The 17,458-nt window shown below is 73.7% G+C and carries 17 protein-coding genes; 6 read left to right on the top strand and 11 right to left on the bottom strand.

The features are described 5' to 3' along the window. Positions 1-51: 51 nt before the first annotated feature. Complete coding sequence (locus tag ACFVXK_RS18035) at positions 52-930, bottom strand: GyrI-like domain-containing protein (protein ID WP_389612771.1); 879 nt, start codon at positions 928-930, stop codon at positions 52-54. 179 nt (positions 931-1,109) lie between these two features. Here ACFVXK_RS18035 and ACFVXK_RS18030 point away from each other — a divergent pair, with 179 nt between their 5' ends. Both ACFVXK_RS18030 and ACFVXK_RS18025 read left to right on the top strand, forming a co-directional pair. Further along, on the top strand, positions 1,110-2,099 hold the full coding sequence (locus tag ACFVXK_RS18030) for a phospholipase (protein WP_389612770.1): 990 nt from the start codon (positions 1,110-1,112) through the stop codon (positions 2,097-2,099). A gap of 172 nt (positions 2,100-2,271) precedes the next feature. Continuing rightward, on the top strand, positions 2,272-3,582 hold the full coding sequence (locus tag ACFVXK_RS18025; RefSeq protein ID WP_389612768.1) for a M48 family metallopeptidase: 1,311 nt from the start codon (positions 2,272-2,274) through the stop codon (positions 3,580-3,582). Here the strand turns inward: ACFVXK_RS18025 and ACFVXK_RS18020 are convergent. Next, positions 3,566-4,282 carry a 2-phosphosulfolactate phosphatase gene (locus tag ACFVXK_RS18020; RefSeq protein ID WP_389612766.1) on the bottom strand — a complete coding sequence of 239 codons (717 nt, stop codon included), beginning with the start codon at positions 4,280-4,282 and terminating at the stop codon, positions 3,566-3,568. The two genes, ACFVXK_RS18025 and ACFVXK_RS18020, sit on opposite strands and share 17 nt — an antisense overlap. A gap of 93 nt (positions 4,283-4,375) precedes the next feature. Here ACFVXK_RS18020 and ACFVXK_RS18015 point away from each other — a divergent pair, with 93 nt between their 5' ends. From ACFVXK_RS18015 to ACFVXK_RS18005, 3 genes are all read left to right on the top strand, one after another. Beyond that, positions 4,376-5,053: a hypothetical protein gene (locus ACFVXK_RS18015; protein ID WP_389612764.1), complete on the top strand. Its 678-nt coding sequence runs from the start codon at positions 4,376-4,378 to the stop codon at positions 5,051-5,053. After that, the gene (locus ACFVXK_RS18010; RefSeq protein WP_389612762.1) at positions 5,044-5,538 is read left to right on the top strand and encodes a hypothetical protein; all 495 of its coding nucleotides are present in this window, start codon (positions 5,044-5,046) and stop codon (positions 5,536-5,538) included. The genes ACFVXK_RS18015 and ACFVXK_RS18010 overlap by 10 nt, the downstream gene beginning before the upstream one ends. Before the next feature lie 360 nt (positions 5,539-5,898). Continuing rightward, positions 5,899-7,800, top strand: a complete 1,902-nt coding sequence (locus tag ACFVXK_RS18005) for a M1 family aminopeptidase (protein WP_389612760.1) — start codon at positions 5,899-5,901, stop codon at positions 7,798-7,800. 60 nt (positions 7,801-7,860) lie between these two features. Here the strand turns inward: ACFVXK_RS18005 and ACFVXK_RS18000 are convergent, their stop codons facing one another. Beyond that, a complete protein-coding gene (locus tag ACFVXK_RS18000; protein ID WP_389612758.1) occupies positions 7,861-9,435 on the bottom strand; it encodes an AMP-binding protein in 1,575 nt (524 codons plus the stop codon). A gap of 114 nt (positions 9,436-9,549) precedes the next feature. Continuing rightward, the gene (locus tag ACFVXK_RS17995) at positions 9,550-9,783 is read right to left on the bottom strand and encodes a hypothetical protein (RefSeq protein ID WP_389612756.1); all 234 of its coding nucleotides are present in this window, start codon (positions 9,781-9,783) and stop codon (positions 9,550-9,552) included. A 389-nt stretch (positions 9,784-10,172) separates the two neighbouring features. Between ACFVXK_RS17995 and ACFVXK_RS17990 the strand changes: the two genes are divergently transcribed. After that, entirely contained in the window at positions 10,173-10,835 is a 663-nt protein-coding gene (locus tag ACFVXK_RS17990) for a deoxynucleoside kinase (protein ID WP_389612754.1), read from the top strand. Between the two features lie 65 nt (positions 10,836-10,900). Here the strand turns inward: ACFVXK_RS17990 and ACFVXK_RS17985 are convergent, their stop codons facing one another. From ACFVXK_RS17985 to ACFVXK_RS17955, 7 genes are all read right to left on the bottom strand, one after another. Then, the gene (locus tag ACFVXK_RS17985; RefSeq protein ID WP_389612752.1) at positions 10,901-11,464 is read right to left on the bottom strand and encodes a dihydrofolate reductase family protein; all 564 of its coding nucleotides are present in this window, start codon (positions 11,462-11,464) and stop codon (positions 10,901-10,903) included. A gap of 158 nt (positions 11,465-11,622) precedes the next feature. Beyond that, complete coding sequence (locus ACFVXK_RS17980; RefSeq protein WP_389612750.1) at positions 11,623-12,027, bottom strand: transglycosylase SLT domain-containing protein; 405 nt, start codon at positions 12,025-12,027, stop codon at positions 11,623-11,625. Positions 12,028-12,331: 304 nt separating this feature from the next. Then, on the bottom strand, positions 12,332-13,219 hold the full coding sequence (locus ACFVXK_RS17975) for an ECF transporter S component (protein WP_389612748.1): 888 nt from the start codon (positions 13,217-13,219) through the stop codon (positions 12,332-12,334). Then, on the bottom strand, positions 13,216-15,003 hold the full coding sequence (locus ACFVXK_RS17970) for an ABC transporter ATP-binding protein (protein WP_389612746.1): 1,788 nt from the start codon (positions 15,001-15,003) through the stop codon (positions 13,216-13,218). Before ACFVXK_RS17970 ends, ACFVXK_RS17975 begins: the two co-directional genes overlap by 4 nt. Further along, positions 15,000-16,331: an energy-coupling factor transporter transmembrane component T gene (locus ACFVXK_RS17965; protein WP_389612744.1), complete on the bottom strand. Its 1,332-nt coding sequence runs from the start codon at positions 16,329-16,331 to the stop codon at positions 15,000-15,002. The genes ACFVXK_RS17970 and ACFVXK_RS17965 overlap by 4 nt, the downstream gene beginning before the upstream one ends. After that, positions 16,328-17,017 carry an SCO2322 family protein gene (locus ACFVXK_RS17960; RefSeq protein ID WP_389612742.1) on the bottom strand — a complete coding sequence of 230 codons (690 nt, stop codon included), beginning with the start codon at positions 17,015-17,017 and terminating at the stop codon, positions 16,328-16,330. Before ACFVXK_RS17960 ends, ACFVXK_RS17965 begins: the two co-directional genes overlap by 4 nt. After that, on the bottom strand, positions 17,014-17,458 hold a 445-nt coding region (locus ACFVXK_RS17955; protein WP_389612740.1), incomplete at its 5' end, for an LPXTG cell wall anchor domain-containing protein. The genes ACFVXK_RS17960 and ACFVXK_RS17955, both read right to left, overlap by 4 nt.

Raw genomic sequence — 17,458 nt, 5'->3', positions numbered from 1 at the left:
GCGCCGATTATCCGATCACGACGCCCCGCCACGGCAAGATCGGCGGACCGCTCAGACGGTGGTGCGGATCACCGGGATCCACAGCTGCGCATCCGAATGCTCCGGCTCGTCCGCACTCGGCCGGGTGCGGAGGATCTCCGGGCCCGGGCGGTACTCGTACGGGTTGGACGGGATCCACTGCGCGGCCACGTCGGCCCACATCTGCTGCAGCGCCTGCGGGAACGGCCCGCTGTTCTCGAACACGGCCCAGGTGCCCGCCGGGCAGTCCAGCACGTCGAGGTCGCCGGGCAGCCCGGCGGCGGCCGCGGCGGTGACCACGCAGTGGTAGTAGTCGAGTGCGCCGCCCTCCTCGAAGCCGTCCGACAGCCGGACCGTCGCCGACACCACCCCCTCCGGGTCCTGGTCCGAGAAGCCGGTGATCCGCAGCATCGTCTCCGCCGGGATGCTCCGGATGAGCTCGGCGATGTGCGGGTTGACCCCCTGGAAGATCAGCGGGACGCGGGCCTTCTTGCCCACGACCCGGAATGCTTCCTTCTCCACGATGCGGTACCGCATGGTGCTGTTCCCTTCGACGGTGAGGCGGAAGGAGAGGCGGGGCTGTGAGCTCAGAGCGGCGCCGGTGCGCCTGGCCTCGCCGGGCCCGACCCCGTGCACGGCACGGAACGCCCGGGCGAAGGCCTCGCCCGAGGTGTAGCCGTAACGGACCGCGATCTCCAGCAGGGTCGGCTCCCCCGCCAGGACCGCGGCCCCCGCGACGGTGAGCCGCCGGCGCCGGACGTACTCCGACAGCGGCATCCCGGCGAGGGACGAGAACAGCCGCCGGAAGTGGTACTCCGACGTGACCGTGATCCGGGCCAGTTCCGACACCTCGACCTGCTGGTCGAGGTGGGCCTCGACGTACTCCATGGCCTGGTTCAAGCGCTCCAGCAAACCCCGGCCTCCTTCCCTTTCGATCACCACGTTAGGAACGGCCGGGCCCGCCGCACCCGACATCCTGTGCCCGCTCCGGTCGGGTGCTCCGGCCGGTTTTCGTTCATCATGCATCCATCGCGTGCCGGTCTGTGATGGGGTACTCCGGAGCACCCCGTCACTCCTTGAGGAGCCCCTCCTTGACCCATCCCCCCGGGCGCCGGACTCCCCCGCGCCTCTTACTCGCCCTCATCGCGTCCCTGTGCGCGGTCCTCGCCACCACCGCACTCGCCGCCACCCCCGCGGCGGCGGCCGATCAGCGCCGCCCCGTCTACGCGATCGCGCACCGCGTCGACACCCTGGCCGGCGTGGACGCCGCCCTCAAGCACGGCGCCAACGGCATCGAGATCGACGTCTGCGCCTGGTGGAACCCCAACGAGTGGCGGGCGTACCACGACTGCTCCTCGGCCGGTGACAACCGGCTGGGCCCCGGCTTCGACAGCATGGTCGACCGCATCCTCTCCCACGCGAACGCGGGGCGCCGACTGTCGCTGGTCTGGCTGGACATCAAGGACCCCAACTACTGCGGGGAGCAGGAGAACCGCGGCTGCAGCGTCGCCGGACTGCGCGACAAGGCGCAGCGGCTGACGGCGGCCGGCATCCAGGTGCTGTACGGCTTCTACGAGTACCACGGCGGCGCCACGCCCGATGTCGGCGGCCGGGGCTGGCGGAGCCTGGAGGGCAGGCTCGGCAGCCTGGAGGGCATCACCTCGACCGGCACCCGCGACCAGGTCCAGGGCGCCTTCGACCGCTCCGGCTCCGGCTTCCCGGCCGGGCACCGGGCGATGGACTACGGCGACAGCGACATCACGAAGGGCTTCGGCAACTGCACCGAAGCCACCTACTACACCTGCGCGGAACTGAGGAAGGGCGCCACCGACCGCGACGCCGGCCGGCTCGCGGCCACCCTGTCCTGGACCACCACGTACAACGACCCGTGGTACGTGGACAAACTGCTGGGCGAGGGCCGGGTGGACGGCATCATCGCGGGCTACGGGGCCTTCACCGGAGTACGCGAGTACGACGACACCTGGCAGTGCGCCAACGCCGTCGGCCTCATCCGCGACTGGGTGACCCGCCACCCCACCACCCACCGCATGGCCACCCCTGGCGACCGCCTGTTCCGCTAGGGGAACTCCCGCCCTTGTCAGGGGTGGGCAATCCCTCCGCGAGGGGCGCCCTGCCGGGTCAACCGTGATCGCCGTACGGAGACCGCAGGTCAGGGCCGGTGAGGGCCTGGGGGCGGGGTGGGGGACGGGGTCGGCTACCCTGCCGTAGCCGCGCGGCCGGGGGAGGTCGCGGGTGGGAGGGAAGCATGGAGCGCGACCTGGCCGTCCGGGCGTCCGGGGGCAGCTGTGTCCCGACTGCGGGCACCCGCTCATCGCCGCCGACGAGCGGTTCCCGCGCTGGTGCGCGGACTGCGGCTGGAACGTGGACCCCGCTCCCCCGGGCTCCGAGCCCGGCCGGCTCGCCGCGGCCCGGCGGCGCCTGGCGCGGCGGTACGGCGAGGAGCTCGCGGCCGCCATGTCCGGCGGAGGGGCGGACCGGCCCCGGCGCGACGCCGCCGCGCTGCTCGCCCTCGGGCTCGCCCTGCTGGTGCACGGGGTCACCCTGCTCCTGGCGTCGGCCGGGCTGCTGCTGATCGTGCTCGGGTGGGCGACGGTGGTCCAGCCGGTCGCCGGGGCGGCGCTGCTCGTGGTGGCGTTCGTCCTGCGGCCCCGGATGTACGGGATCCCCCAGCGGGGGCCCGTGCTGTACCGGGCCGACGCGCCGCGGCTGTTCGAGCTGATCGACGACGTGGCCGCCGTGACCGGCACCGCCGGAGTGCACGCCGTGGTGGTCGACGGCGATGTCAACGCCGCGGTGACGGCGTACGGATGGCGTCAGCGCCGCGTGCTGCTCCTGGGGCTCGGACTGTGGGAGGTCCTCACCCCGCCGGAACGGGTCGCCCTGCTGGGTCACGAACTCGGCCACTTCGCCAACGGCGACGTCCGGCACGGGGTGCTCATCCGCCAGGCGCTGCGCTCCCTGGACCTGTGGGTGGACACGCTGGCCCCCAGCCGCGCGCACAGCGTGTGGGACACCCTGTTCAACGTCATGGCCTACCTGCCCCGCTGCGCGGCGTACGGGCTGCTGGTACTGCTCGACCAGCTGACACTGCGCGCCACGCAACGCGCCGAGTACGAGGCCGACCTGAGCGCGGCGCGGGCCGGTTCGACCGACGGCGCGACGGGGGTCATGGGACGGTTCCTCGTCGCCGGCTCCGTCCACACGCTGCTGCGCCGTGAGTCGGTGGCTGCCCAGATGACGGGCGGGGAAGCCGGGCGGAAGGCCCGGGAGGCAGCCGAGCAGGGGCTGTGGGAGCAGATCGCGGCACACGTGTCGTCCATCCCGGCCCACGAGTACGAACGGCTGCTCCGCGTCTCCGCACGGCGCGGGCACGGCGTGGACGACACCCACCCGCCCACCCACCTGCGCCTGGAGTGCCTGGCGCGCAGCGAACCTCAGCCGGGCAGGGTCGACTTCGGCGAGGAGCGGCCCACGGCGGTCGCCGCGGAGCTCGCTCCGGCCCGCGCGGCGGTGGCCCGGCAGGTCCTCAGCACGGCGCGGTAGCGGGGCGCGGGGCCGCGGGCACCGGGCGCGCACGCAGGACCATGAGGGGGCCTTCCCGGCGGGCCACCATGGCGTAGGGGAACCGGTCGGCCTCCAGGCAGAGGGCCACGTCGTCCGGGTGGACCCCCCGGTACCCCTGCCGCACGCCCTCCGCCAGTCCGGCGGCCGCACGCGACGCGGCGGCCCGCCGGAGGAACGCGTCAGGCGGCGCCTCGTCCCCCGCCACGCGCCCGGCGATGTACTCGGCGCAGGCCAGATCCTCTTCGGCCCGCCCGTCGTCGCCCGTGACGACGAACGTGACGCTCGGGCTCCCGCACCCCCGCACCACCTGGGCGGTCGCCTCCGCGACCACGAAGCCCGCGCACAGCACCAGCGGCGCGTCCTCGACCGCGAGCGCGCCGACGGTCCCGGCGGTGGTCTTCTGCACGACGGTACGTCCGCCGAGCTCTGCCGACCGGAGGAATCCGGGCGAGTTGACGGCGTCGAACCCCGGCGCGGACGCACCGTCCTTGAGGGCCACCCACTCCGGATGACGCGCCTTGAGTGCCAGCGCCTCGTCCAACGACCTGGCCAACACGATCCTTTCGGCCCCCTGCGCGAACGCCCAGGCGGCCGTCGTGAAGGCACGCATGACGTCGACCACGACGGCCACGGCCGGAGTTTCGCCCAACTCCGCGATACCGAGGGAAGACACATCCACTCCGCAGATGATCACGCAAAGCTGCACACCCCCGCCGCATCCGCTAGATTGAACGCGTTCAGTTGAATGTGTTCAAAGCAGCAGGGGGAGACCATGGACGTCGACGGGACAGAAGCCGGCGCGACGCCGGCCGCGCACCGGTTGCAGTCGGCCCTGGCCGTGGCCGCGGCCGTCATCGCCGTGCCCGTCACGGTCTGGGGGTTCACGTCGGGGATCGGCGCCCTGTTCGTGGTGACGTGCCTGGCCACAACCCTCCCCCTCCTGACGCTCAGACGGCCGCAGCACTTGGTCGCCACCTGCGTGGGCGTGGGGCTCGGGCTCCTCGCATGGGGGGTGCTGGGCGTCATGTTCGCGATGTTCGTGTACTGGCCCTCGGCGCTGCTCCTCCTGTGCGCCGCGCTCGCGGACCCGCGCCAACGGCCCGTCATCGCCAAGGTGGCCGGCGGCCTGGGGGCCGCCGTCGGCACGGCCGCCCTCGCCGGCTACGCCGCCTTCGTCTGGTACCTCTACATCGCCCCCGCACTGGCCGAGCCCCACACCTACCGTGCCGTCACCCAGCCCGGAATCCACCGCCTGGAGGGTGTCTCGCAGCGCCTGATCCCGCTCGGGGCCACCGGAGTGACGGAGACGGACTCCTGGGAAGGCTCCTACATGGACGTCCGCTTCCAGGAACACCTCACGGCATCGGAGCGGGAGAAGCTGCGGACCGAGATCACCCGGCTGCCCGGCATCACCAAGGTCGATCTCTGCCCGGTGTCGGCATGCGGCTGAGCAACCACGCACCCCGATGGCATTCGGCCCTGCTCGCGGCGGCCGGGGTGGCCCTGACCGCGTCGTGCGGGCTCGGTGCGGCGGTCCACGCGGCCGAGATCCCGCAGGAGCAACTGGCGGGGACGTGGACCAGCCCCGAGGGGACGTCCCTGGCCTTCTCCGCGGAGCACACCTTCACCGGCACGGGTCTCGACAAGGTAGAGGCGCTGGCGCACTGCGGCCGCCCCGAGGCGCCGTCCACCGGCCGCTGGGCCTTCGTCGACCGCTCCGAGGGCCGCGACCTCCCCGGCCCCGACGAAACCGCCGTACGGGGTTCCACCCTTCGGCTGACCTTCACCGGGGACCCGGCGTGCGAGGCGTCGGTCTTCCTCTACGGGGACTTCGGCGACACCACGGACCCCGTCATGTGCCCCACCCTGGACGCGGACGCGGGCTGCCCCTCGGGGGACTACCTGAAGCGGGACCAGCCCTTCGCCCGCCCCTGAGCTCCGCCCCCGGCCCGACCGCTAGGCCATCCCGGGCGGATCGCCGGCCCACGGGGCTCCGGACCGGAGGATCTGCCGCCGCCCGCGCCCCGGGCCCCGTAGCCTCCGGGCAGGGCCGGCCGGGCCGGGCGGTGCGGTTCGCGGGCCAACGGGGAGGAACGCTTTACCTGTTACTGGATGGCATGTTCCGGTCAACGCTGCGAGGCTGCGTAGCGCCGTTCCCCGAACCAGGGGCCCGGTGCGCCTCACCAACGGCGCCCGCGCGAGCGGGCCGCCCCCGCGGTCGCCCGCCGGCCCACCCGGCCGGGCGGGGCGACCACCGAGCCGGCCGGGATCCCGGCCGCCGAGAAGGAGTTACGTGTGAGAGCCACCCCCCACAAGGCCTTCGCCGCCACCATGAGCGCCGTCGCCGCGCTGGCCGCGGCCGCGCTGCTCCCCGCCGCACCGGCCGCCGCCGCCCCGGCCCGCGACACCACGCCGCAGGCCACCGCCCCGCACGCCGCCCCCGCACAGCGGGCCGCCGCCTGCACCCCGACCCAGGCGGTCGCCAACGGCGGCTTCGAGAGCGGCACTTCGCCCTGGAGCCAGTCGCAGACCGGGCTGATCACCAACCGCACGGGGCAGAGCGCCCACTCCGGCGGCTGGTTCGCCTGGCTGAACGGCGTCGGCACCACCCACACCGACACCCTCTCCCAGAGCGTCACCGTCCCGGCGGGATGCAGCACCGCCACCCTCACCTTCTGGCTGCACGTCGACACCGCCGAGCGGACCACCTCCGTCAAGTACGACACCCTGACCGCGAAGATCGGCAGCACCACGCTCGCGACGTACTCGAACCTCGACAAGAACACCGGGTACGCGCAGAAGTCGTTCGACGTCTCCGCCTTCGCCGGGCAGACCGTGACGGTCGCGTTCACCGGCTCGGAGGACTCCAGCCTCCAGACCAGCTTCGTCGTCGACGACATCGCCCTCGACACCTCCGGAGGCACGGTCCCGCCGACGGACTCCACCCGCACCCCGGCCGCGCCCTCGTACACCGTGAACCTCAGCAGCGACACGAGCGGCTTCGTGTGGACCGGCCACGAGACCGCCTCGTTCACCAACGCCTCCGCCACCCCGCTGAACGAGGTGTACCTGAGGCTCTGGGACAACTACCACGGCACCTGCCAGGCCATGCCGATCGCCGTCACCAACGTCACCGGCGGCACGGCCGGCGCGCTCTCGGTCGCCTGCACCGCCCTGAAGATCACCCTGCCCGCCCCGCTCAACCAGGGCCAGAGCGCCACGATCGGCTTCGACCTGTCGATCACCGTGCCGAGCGGCGCGGACCGGTTCGGCCACGACGGGGCGTTCGCCAACATCGGCAACGCCCTGCCGGTGCTCGCCGTCCGGGACGGCGCGGGCTGGCACCTGGACCCGTACACCAACAACGGGGAGTCGTTCTACTCCCTGGCCTCCGACTTCGACGTGACCCTCGACCACCCGAGCGGCCTGCTGGTCCCGGCCACCGGAACCTCGACCGACACCCCCGGCACGAGCGGACGCACGGTCACCAGGGCGACCGCCGCCAAGGTGCGCGACTTCGCCTGGGGCGCCGGACCGTTCAGCAAGATCTCGGGGACCTCGGCCGCGGGCACGCCGATCAACATCTACTCCGTGTCCGGGATCAGTTCGAGCGACGCCCAGTCGATGCTGAGCACCGCCAAGAGCGCGGTCGACGCGCACGCGGCGCGGTTCGGCGCGTACCCGTACGGTGAGCTGGACGCGGTCATCGACAACAACTACTGGTTCGGGGGCATGGAGTACCCCGGCTTCGTCCTCGACCTGGTGAGCACCACGGCGCTGACCCACGAGATCGGCCACCAGTGGTTCTACGGCATCGTCGGCGACGACGAGTACGCGAGCCCCTGGCTCGACGAGGCGTTCACCGACTACGCCACCGACCTGGCGCAGGGCAAGACGGGCACGAACTGCTGGAACGGCGTCTCGTGGGCGTCCTCGGCCGAGAAGATCACCAACTCGATGGCCTACTGGGACGCGAACTCCTCGCGGTACTCCACCGTCGTGTACGGGTACGGCAAGTGCGCCCTGCACGACCTGCGGCGCCAGCTCGGCGACAGCGTCATGGCCAAGCTGCTGAAGGACTACGCCGCCTCCCACTGGTACGGCGTCTCCACCACGGCCGAGTTCAAGGCGGCCGCCCAGGCGGTGTCGCCCACGGACCTGACCTCGTTCTGGACCCAGCACCGCATCGAGGGCTGACCCCCGGACGCACCGGGAAGGCCCCCGGCTCGACCGGGCCGGGGGCCGCGTCCGGCGTGCTCAGACCTGCCCGACCGACCGGACCGGCCCGACCGGCTCGGCCGCCCGGCCGCGGAGCAGCTTCTTGTCGGGCTTTCCCGCGTCGGTGAGGGGCAGTTCGTCGACGAAGACGATGCTCTCGGGCTCGTACATGGCGCCCTTGCGCTCGCGCACCAGGGTGCGCAGCTCCTCCTCCCCGACGTCGCCGCCCCGGGTGCGGACGACGACCGCGTGCACCCGTTCCATGCGGTTGGCGTCGGGGACCCCGAGGACCGCGCTCTGCAGGACCTGGGGGTGGGAGTTCAGCACGTCCTCCAGTTCCACGGTGTACACGTGGCCGCCCACGACCACGATCATGTCCTTGATCCGGTCCACGATCGTGATGTAGCCGTCCTGGTCCACGAACCCGATGTCGCCGGTGTGCAGCCAGCCGTCCCGCAGTACCTCCGCGGTGAGTCCGGGCTGCTTCCAGTAGCCCTTCATCACGTGCGGGGAGCGGACGCAGATCTCTCCGTGCCCGCCGGTGGGCAGGGGGCGCCCTTCCGGGTCGCGGACGGCGACCTCGACGCCGTCCATGACCTTCCCGGCGGTGCGCAGCAGCTCCGGGCGCAGCGGGTCGTGGTCCTGGGGGGAGAGCATGCTGATGCCGCCCGCCTCGTTCTGGCCGTAGAACTGGTTCAGCACGGGGCCGAAGCGGCGGACCGCCGCCGCGAGGCGGGCCGGGGAGGAGGCGCAGCCGCCGTAGGTGAGCGTGCGCAGGCTGGAGGTGTCGGTGCGGTCCACGTCGGGGTGGTCCGTCAACTGGTAGAGGAGCGGCGGCAGCAGGAAGGTGTGGGTGATGCGCTCGCGCTCGATGGCGGCCAGCACGGCGCCGGGTTCGAACCCGTCCAGCAGGACCACCGTGCCGCCCCGGTGCAGGGTGGCGTCCGCCATGAAGCCGGCCGCATGCGCGAGGGTGGTGCACGCCAGGGCCCTGACCCGCCCCTCCTCCGACCAGTCGGGGCCGATCGACACCCACTGCTCGAAGGTGGTGCAGATGGCCTTGGGGTGGCCCGTGGTGCCGCCGGTGTGGCGGATCGTGCAGATGTCCTGGGGACGCGCGGCGCCCTGTAAGGCCTCGGCGGACTCCCCGGCCGCCAGCTCCAGCAGGTCGGCGCCCAGGCCGGCGCCGGAGCCGTCGCCCGGGCCGAGGAACAGCACCCGTTCCAGCGGCACCCGCCGCGCCAGGTCGGCGGCGCGCTCGGCGTAGGCGGGATCGACCACCAGCACGCCGGTCTCCACGTCCCGGAGGATGTCGGCGTGCACTTCGGCCGAAAGACCGGCGTAGAGGTGGTTCACGGCGCAGCCGAGCAGCCCGGCCGCGTAGCGGGCCGCGATCGTCTCGGGGAGGTTGCCGGCGAGGAGGGTGACCGTCCGGCCCCGCTCCACCCCCTGGGAGCGCAGGGCCCGCGCCATGGCGTGGACGAGGCCGCGCAGTTCACCGGCGGTCAGGCGCCGGTCGTGGTGCACGAGGGCCTCGCGGTCCGGTTCCTTCTCCAGGGTGTCGAGGATCTCTTCCACGTGGCTGCGGAAGAGTCCGGTGGTGTCGGCGTCCATACCCGTCCCTATTGGTTGACTTGAGCAACTAGCGGGAGGTTAACGGTCGATGATCCACAAGCCCAAGCCGGACGTTCACATCCGGCCACTTCCGCCGGGCGGCAACGGCGACGGCTACGCGGGCGGTTCCTGCGGAGCCCGGGGGCGGAACGCGAGCAGCGCCACCGCGATCTTCACCCCGGTGGAGATCGTCAGGGCCTGCAGGAACGGCATGCCCATGAGCCACAGGGCCACCATCATGACCGTGAGGACCAGGAACGCCGGCAGCACATGGGTGCGCGTGAGCACCGACTTCAGGTGCCCGACGGTCGGGGCCCCGCTGAGCCCCTGCTCCTCGGCTTGAGACATCGACGGCCGCCCTTCCCTCGCGCTCGCCCCCGCCAACGAGCCTGGTGCGCGCCGGGGTCGCCTGCCACCGCTGCCGCCCGCCCGCGCCGCCATCCGGGGTACGGGTTCACCTCACCGGGCAGCAGGCGCTCTGGCGGGCGGGGGGCGAACCATCATTTATGCTTCTGAGCGGCCACGGGGCGGTGGCCGTCGCTGATGCGGCGACTGCGGAACGGTCGGTCCGACCGGTCGAGGGGGCGGCCCGCGTCGCGGCCTCGGTCCGGGCGGGGACCACAAAGCTGATCATGAAGATCCTGGGGAATCGAGTGGCCGCCGGCAGGCGTCTCGGTGGTGTGGGGCGCCCAACCCGCCCGCCCCGCGAACAGAAGATCCCCAGGGAGAAGTGAGGTATGCCAGTGATCTGCGTCGGAGGCATGATCGGGATCGGCAAGACGACCGTGGCCGAACTGATCGCCAAGGAGCTCGGCAGCGAGGTCTTCTACGAGAGCGTGGAGGACAACCCGATCCTGCCCCTCTTCTACACGGCGAGCCCCGAAGAGATCCAGGCGAAGCGGTACCCCTTCCTGCTCCAGCTCTACTTCCTCCAGACGCGGTTCGCCGCGATCAAGGAGGCGTACAAGCAGGGCGACAACGTGCTCGACCGGTCCATCTACGAGGACTGGTACTTCGCCAAGGTCAACCACGACCTGGGCCGCATCAGCTCCCTCGAGATGCAGGTGTACGAGGGGCTGCTCGACGAGATGATGCGCGAGATCGACGGCCTGCCCTACCGCAAGGCCCCGGACCTCATGGTCTACCTCAAGGCGGACTTCGAGACGGTGCTGCACCGCATCGGGCTGCGGGGCCGTGACTTCGAGCAGGACGAGGGCCTGGTGGAGTACTACCGGACGCTGTGGTCGGGGTACGACGACTGGGTGCACAAGCACTACTCGGCCAGCCGGGTCCTCGTGATCGACATGAACCACACGGACGTGGTGAACAACCCCGAGGACGCGGCCCGCGTGGCCCAGCAGGTCAAGCAGGCCCTGGCGCCGGACGCCCCCTCCGCCTGAGGCGGCACCGCCCCCGCCGCCGGTCAGACCGGCGGCGGGCCGCGCGGCCCAGCGGCACGTGCCGGTCAGGACGTGTGGTCGCGGGCGCGTTCGTAGCGTTCGTAGACGACGCGGGAGCCGAACGTCCGGGTCTCCAGGAGGTTCAGCCGGATGTCCTCGTGGACCGGCGGCAGGAAGGGCGTGCCGTCGCCGACGACGACCGGGTAGCGGAACATGCGCAGTTCGTCGACGAGGCCGAGCTCGATCGCCATCGCCGCCAGTCCGGCGCCGCCGATCCCGACGTCCTTGGCGGTCGCCTCGCGCGCCGCCGCGGCCTCCTCGGCCACCGTGAGCATGGCGAGCCGGGCGTTGCCGCGGACGCTGCCGAGCGTGCGGCTGAAGACGGTCTTGGGGAGGGCGCACCAGACGTCGGCGAACGCGTTCCTGAGTTCGTCCTCGCGCAGCGACGGGTCCGTCTCCCAGGGGAGCATGCACTCGTAGAGCCGGCGGCCGCACAGGAACCCGCCGAGCTCGCGCGTCTGCTCCAGGTGGACCCGGAACTGCTCGTCGTCGGGGCCCGACCAGTCGAACGCGCCCTGGCGGTCGGTGATGAACCCGTCCACCGAGACGCTCATGGAGTAGACCAGCACGGCGTCACCGCCTTCGCAGTGGGTGTGCGGCGGTGCCCCGTCCGCAGGACGAGGCAATCACGAAGCCGGCCGCCGGCGCACCCGGACACACCGAAAGGCCCGGCCGGGAAGTCCCGCCGGGCGTTCGATGCGACTGGCCTGTGCGCCGGTGCGGCGGCTTAGTACCAGTGGTTGTTCTGCCAGAAGTTCCAGGCGCCGACGGGGCTGCCGTAGCGCTCGTTCATGTAGTCCAGGCCCCACTTGATCTGGGTGGCGGGGTTGGTCTTCCAGTCCGAGCCGGCGGAGGACATCTTCGACGCCGGGAGGGCCTGGACCAGGCCGTAGGCGCCGGAGGAGGAGTTGGTGGCGGTGTAGTCCCAGCCGCTCTCGTGGGTGACGATCTTGTCGAAGGCCGCGAACTGCGCCGGGTCCTTGATCATCTGCTGGGCGATCGCCTTGGCGCTCGTCGGGGCGGCCTGCGCGGGGACGGTGGCGAGCATCGAGCCCGCGACGCCCAGGGCGAGGACGGTACCGGCGAGGGTCTTCTTCGAAGCGGCGATGCGGCGGATGACGGCGTTGGACACGGAGGAACCTTCCGACGGGGACAGGGACGGTCGCACCGCGTGCCGGAGCACACGGGAGCCGCTCACACGGGGAGAGGGGGCTCGCTGGGCGGGGGGCGGTGCGCCCCGGCCGCCTCGGCGACAACACCAGTTAGCCAGGCCCCCGACGCCCTGGCAACGCCCCCCTCCTACTAACCGCCCTCGGGGACCGGGCGGAAGGTCCCGCCCCGGGCGGGAGGGCGTTCCCGCTGGTGGGAGGCGGGGGCGGGGGGCGTGGCGGGGCTACTAGGCGGGGCCGGATGTGACGTGGGTCCTGTGGGCCGCCTCACCGCCCGAGGCCCCCGATGTCACCGCACGTGTCCACCCGTACCCCCTCGGGTGCGTGGCCCGGACCACTCCCACCCGGTGAATCGAAGGAGACCGCCGCTTCGAACGCGGCTTTCCGAGTCGCCCGCCGCAGCGCCCTCAGCAGCGTGCCCCCGAGGGTGAGCGTCAGGACGACGGTCAGGGCGGCCCGCCCCAGGTCCCAGCCCAGCGAGGTGGCCAGGCAGTACGCGAGGAAGCGTGCGAGGTTCTCCGGCACGGGGTCGCCCGGATGGAAGGAGACGCCCTGGCCCATGCCCTGGAGCAGCACCCAACCCTGCAGGTTCATCACCGTCCCGTACGCGAACGAGCCCAGGAACCCGTACGCCGCGAGCATCGCCAGCTCGGCCCGCCCGCGTACCTTCTCCACCCCGGGCAGCAGCCCGGCACCCAGCGAGAACCACCCCAGGGCCAGCATCTGGAACGGCATCCACGGCCCGACCCCGCCCGTGAGCAGGGCGGACGCGAACATCGTGACGGCGCCGAGGACGAAGCCGAAGCCGGGGCCGAGGACGCGACCGCTGAGCACCATCAGGAAGAACATGGGCTCCAGGCCGGCCGTACCCGCCCCCAGCGGGCGCAGCGCCGCCCCGACGGCGGCGAGCACCCCGAGCATCGCCACCGCCTTGGCGTCCATCCCCTGGTCGGCGATGGTCGCGACGACGACGGCCACGAGGAGGGGGAGCAGCGCGGCGAACAGCCAGGGGGCGTCCTGGGAGTGCGCCAGACCGGACTGCGCGTCCGCCAGCAGGGGCCAGCCGAAGGCGGCGACGCCGATGAGGGTGACGAGCACCAGGGCCGCGGCGGCGCGGGGGCCTATACGGACGGGGCGGACGGGGCGGGGGGTCACGAGGTGGCCTCCGTGGCGGCCAGGGCGGCGGCCACCTGGGAGACCGTGAGCCAGTGGCCCGGGGCCAGGACCTTCGCCACCTGCGGGGCGAAGGCGGGCGAGGACACCACGACCTCGGCGGTCGGCCCGTCGGCGACGACCTCACCGCCCGCCAGGATGACGACGCGGTGCGCCAGCTCCGCGGCGAGCTCCACGTCGTGCGTGGCGAGGACGATGGCGTGCCCGTCGGCGGCGAGGGCGCGCAGGGTCTCGACCAGGCGGGCCTTGGCGGCGTAGTCCAGGCCGCGGGTGGGCTCGTCCAGGAGGAGCAGGGCCGGCCGGGCGGTGAGGACCAGGGCGAGGGCGAGCGTGAGCCGCTGGCCCTCGGACAGGTCCCGGGGGTGGGTCCCGTCCGGCACGTCGGGCAGCAGGGTGGCGACCAGGGCCCGGCAGGTCCCGGGCGCTGCCCCGGCGTCGGCGTCGGCCGCGGCGCACTCGGCGGCGACGGTGTCGGCGTAGAGGAGGTCGCGGGGCTCCTGCGGGACCAGGCCGACGCGGCGGACCATCTCCGGCGGCGGGGTGCGGTGGGGGGTGCGGCCGCCGACCGTGACCTGGCCGGTGGTGGGGGCGAGGGTGCCGGTGAGGGCGGCGAGGAGGGTCGACTTGCCGGCGCCGTTGCGGCCCATGAGGGCGATGGTCTCGCCGGGGGCGACGGTGAGGGTGACGTCGTGGAGCACCTCCGCGCGGGCGCGGCGGATGCCGAGGGCTGTGGCGGTGGCTGCGGTGGCGCCGGGGGCGCCGGGGGCGCCGGTGGGGGTGTCGGCCGTCGCGGTGGCCGGGGTGCGTCGGGTGAGGCGGGCCAGGAGGCGGCGGCGGGTGGGTGCGGATGCCGGTGCCGGTGCGGGTGCGGGTGCGGGTGTGGGTGCGGGTGTGGGTGCGGTGGGGGCCGCTGCGCGGAGCTGCTCCCCGCCACCCGGGCCCGGGGTATGGCCCGACAGCCGGGCCCGTAGCGGAGCGGACGCGTGGCGGGCGTCGCGGACCGACAGGGGGAGGGGGGTCCAGCCCGCCAGGCGGCCCAGGGAGACCACCGGGGGGTGGACCGGGGAGACGGCCATGACCTCGGACGGGGTGCCCAGGAGCGGCGGCTCGCCGGGGGAGGGGAGGAGCAGGACGCGGTCGGCGTACTGGACGACCCGTTCCAGGCGGTGTTCCGCCATCAGGACCGTCGTGCCGAGGTCGTGGACCAGGCGTTGCAGCACGGCCAGCACCTCCTCCGCCGCCGCCGGGTCCAGGGCGGAGGTCGGCTCGTCCAGGACCAGCACCTTCGGGTGCGTCGTCAGGACCGAGCCGATCGCCACCCGCTGCTGCTGCCCGCCCGAGAGCGTCGCGATCGGGCGGTCGCGGAGTTCGTTCAGGCCCAGCAGGTCCAGGGTCTCCTCCACCCGGCGGCGCATCACCGCGGGCGGCAGGCCCAGCGACTCCATGCCGTAGGCCAGCTCGTCCTCCACCACGTCCGTCACGAAGTGGGCCCGCGGATCCTGCCCCACCGTGCCCACCACGTCCGCGAGCTCGCGCGGCAGGTGCGTGCGGGTGTCGCGCCCGGCGACCGTCACCCGCCCCCGCAGCGTGCCGCCCGTGAAGTGCGGGACCAGCCCGGACACGGCCCCCAGCAGGGTCGACTTGCCCACCCCCGACGGGCCGACGAGCAGGGTCAGCTCCCCTTCCGGCAGGGTGAAGTCGGCGTCGCACAGGGACGGCCGCGCCGCCCCCTCGTACGTCACCGAGACCTGGTCGAAGCGGATCAACGGGACGGCTCCTTGGAGGAAGGGGAGGGTACGGGGGCCACGAACGCCGGGAGCAGCCCGATCAGGACCGCCGCCGCCGGCCACAGCGGCAGCCCCGGGGCCACCAGCGGGACCACGCCCGGCTGCAGCCCCTCGGGGTCCACCGACCCCGCGTGGACGAGGAGGGCCGCCACCGCCGCCCCCGACCCGGCCACCAGCCAGGCGCGCGCGCCCCACCGGTCGGGCCGGTACCGGGTGCGGATGCTGCGCCGCCCGCCCAGCCGCAGCCCGGCCAGGGCCAGGACCAGGCCGACGCCGAGCAGCGGCAGCCCGTAGCCGGCGCCCTCCGCCGCGAGGAGGGCGTAGGTGCCCGCGCACAGGCCGAGGAGGCCGCCCAGCACGAGGGCGTTGGTGGTGTGCCGCACCGCGGGCGGGACCTGCGCCGTGCGCCCGTATCCGCGTGCGTCCATCGAGGCGGCGACGGCCACCGAACGCTCCAGCGCGCCCTCCAGCACCGGCAGCCCGATCTGCAGGACCGCCCGCACCCCGCCCGTGGGACGGCCGCGCAGCCGGCGGGCGGTCCGCAGCCGGGCCACGTCCGCGACCATGTTCGGCGCGAAGGTCATGGCCACGACCACGGCCACGCCCGCCTCGTACAGCGCGGCCGGCAGCGACTTCAGCAGCCGCGCCGGATTGGCCAGGGCGTTGGCCGCACCGACGCAGATCAGCAGGGTCGCCAGCTTCGCCCCGTCGTAGAAGGCGAAGACCAGCTGCTCGGCGGTGACCCGGCCGCCGAACCGGATGCCCTGCGCCCAGGCCGGCAGCGGGAGCTCCGGCAGGGTGAACAGGGTGTGCGCGCCGGGGACGGGGGAGCCCAGCAGGGCGGAGAACAGCAGCCGCAGCCCGATGACGAACAGGCCGAGCCGCACGAAGGCCCCGTAGGAGCGGGCCCACGGCGCCTCGGTGCGGCGGGCGGCGACCACGTACCCGGCGACGCCGACGATCAGCCCGAGCAGCAGCGGATTGGTGGTCCGGGAGGCGGCGGTCGCGAGCCCCAGGGCCCACAGCCACCAGGCCCCCGCGTGCAGGGCGTTCCCGCGCCGTGCCGCGGGAGCCCGCCAGGGCCGTCCCTTCTTGTACGAGGGCCCGTGCGACCCCCGACCGGCCCCTGCGGAGCCGGGCCCGGGCGGGGTCGCGCCGTCGGCCGCGGGGCCGTGGGTGATGCGCCCGGCCTGCGGCCGGCCGGTGTTCCCACCCGCACCACCCGTGCGGACCGTATGCCGGGTGCGGGTGGCCCCGGTGGTGCCGGGGCCCTCGGGGGGCGGGGTGTCTGTCGTGGGGTTTGTCATCGCCTGCGGCGGCGGGACTGCCAGACGGCTGCCGTGCCCAGGGCGGCCACCGCCGCCACGCCCGCGACCAGGCCCGCCGACGGGCCGGAGCCCCCGCCCGGGGAGGGGGCGGCGGCGGAAGCGGAGGCGGAAGGCTTCGGCTGCGCTGCGTCGGCGATGGGCTCGCCGCAGCCCGACTTCGGGTAGCCGGAGATCGCGCACAGCAGCGCCGCGCCGTTGTAGCGCAGCGGCTTCGCCACCGAGGCCAGCGCCTCGGCCGCCGTGGCGTCCGGGGCCACCTGGGCGCAGGCCGTGCGCGGGGCCTCCTGCGGCGGGGCCTCCCCGGCGGGGGCGTCGCCGGGCACGCCGAAGTCGAGGACCAGCGCGACCCGCTTGCGGCCCTCCACCGCGCCGGTGCCGCCGCAGACGGCCTCGAAGTCGGCCGCGGCGCGCGGCTTGGCGGCCTCGGCGCCGGCGTCCTTGCTCACCGAGAAGCGGAAGCCGAGCGTGGTGCCGTCCGCGGGCCGGGCCGTGGACGGGCCCTCGGTCGCGTACCCCCAGTTCCCGCCCGAGCCCTGCCAGAACGACCAGTAGCGGTAGCTCGCCGCCAGGGCCGGGGAGGCCGCGAACAGGGTCAGCAGCAGGCCCAGGGCGGCCAGCAGGCCGACCAGGCCCCGGCCCCGGCCCCGCGGACGGCGGGGGCTCACAGCTCGTTCTTCTTGCGGCGGCCGCTCAGTAGGATGCCGATGCCCATGCCGGCCGCGGCGCCCGCGCCGATGATCCACCACAGGTTCTGGCCGCCCGAGCCGGTCTTGTCGTTCTTGTTCTCCACCTTCTGCGCCTGCGCGTCCGGCTGCTGCGGGGCCGGGCCGGTCGCGTTCAGCGCCGCCACCAGGTCGACGCCGCCGAAGGCCTTCGGGTCGGTGCCCGTGGCGTGGGCGGTCAGGACCAGGGTGGCCAGGGCGGCCGGGTTCCGGTTGGACCAGGTGGCGGAGTTGGTCTTCAGCCACTCCAGCGCGCCCGCCGCCGCCTGCCGGTGTCCGGTGGCGACACCGTCTACGTGCGCCTGGCGGATGCCCAGGTGGGCCAGCGCTGGGCCGTGGTACGCCCGACCGTGCGTTACGCCCAGCCCAAGCCGACCGAGGACC

It is taken from the genome of Streptomyces sp. NPDC058157 (genome assembly GCF_042884105.1).
In the GTDB taxonomy this organism is placed as follows: domain Bacteria; phylum Actinomycetota; class Actinomycetes; order Streptomycetales; family Streptomycetaceae; genus Streptomyces.
Note: the sequence above shows the minus strand (reverse complement) of the source record. Positions and strands in the feature narration are given on the sequence as shown.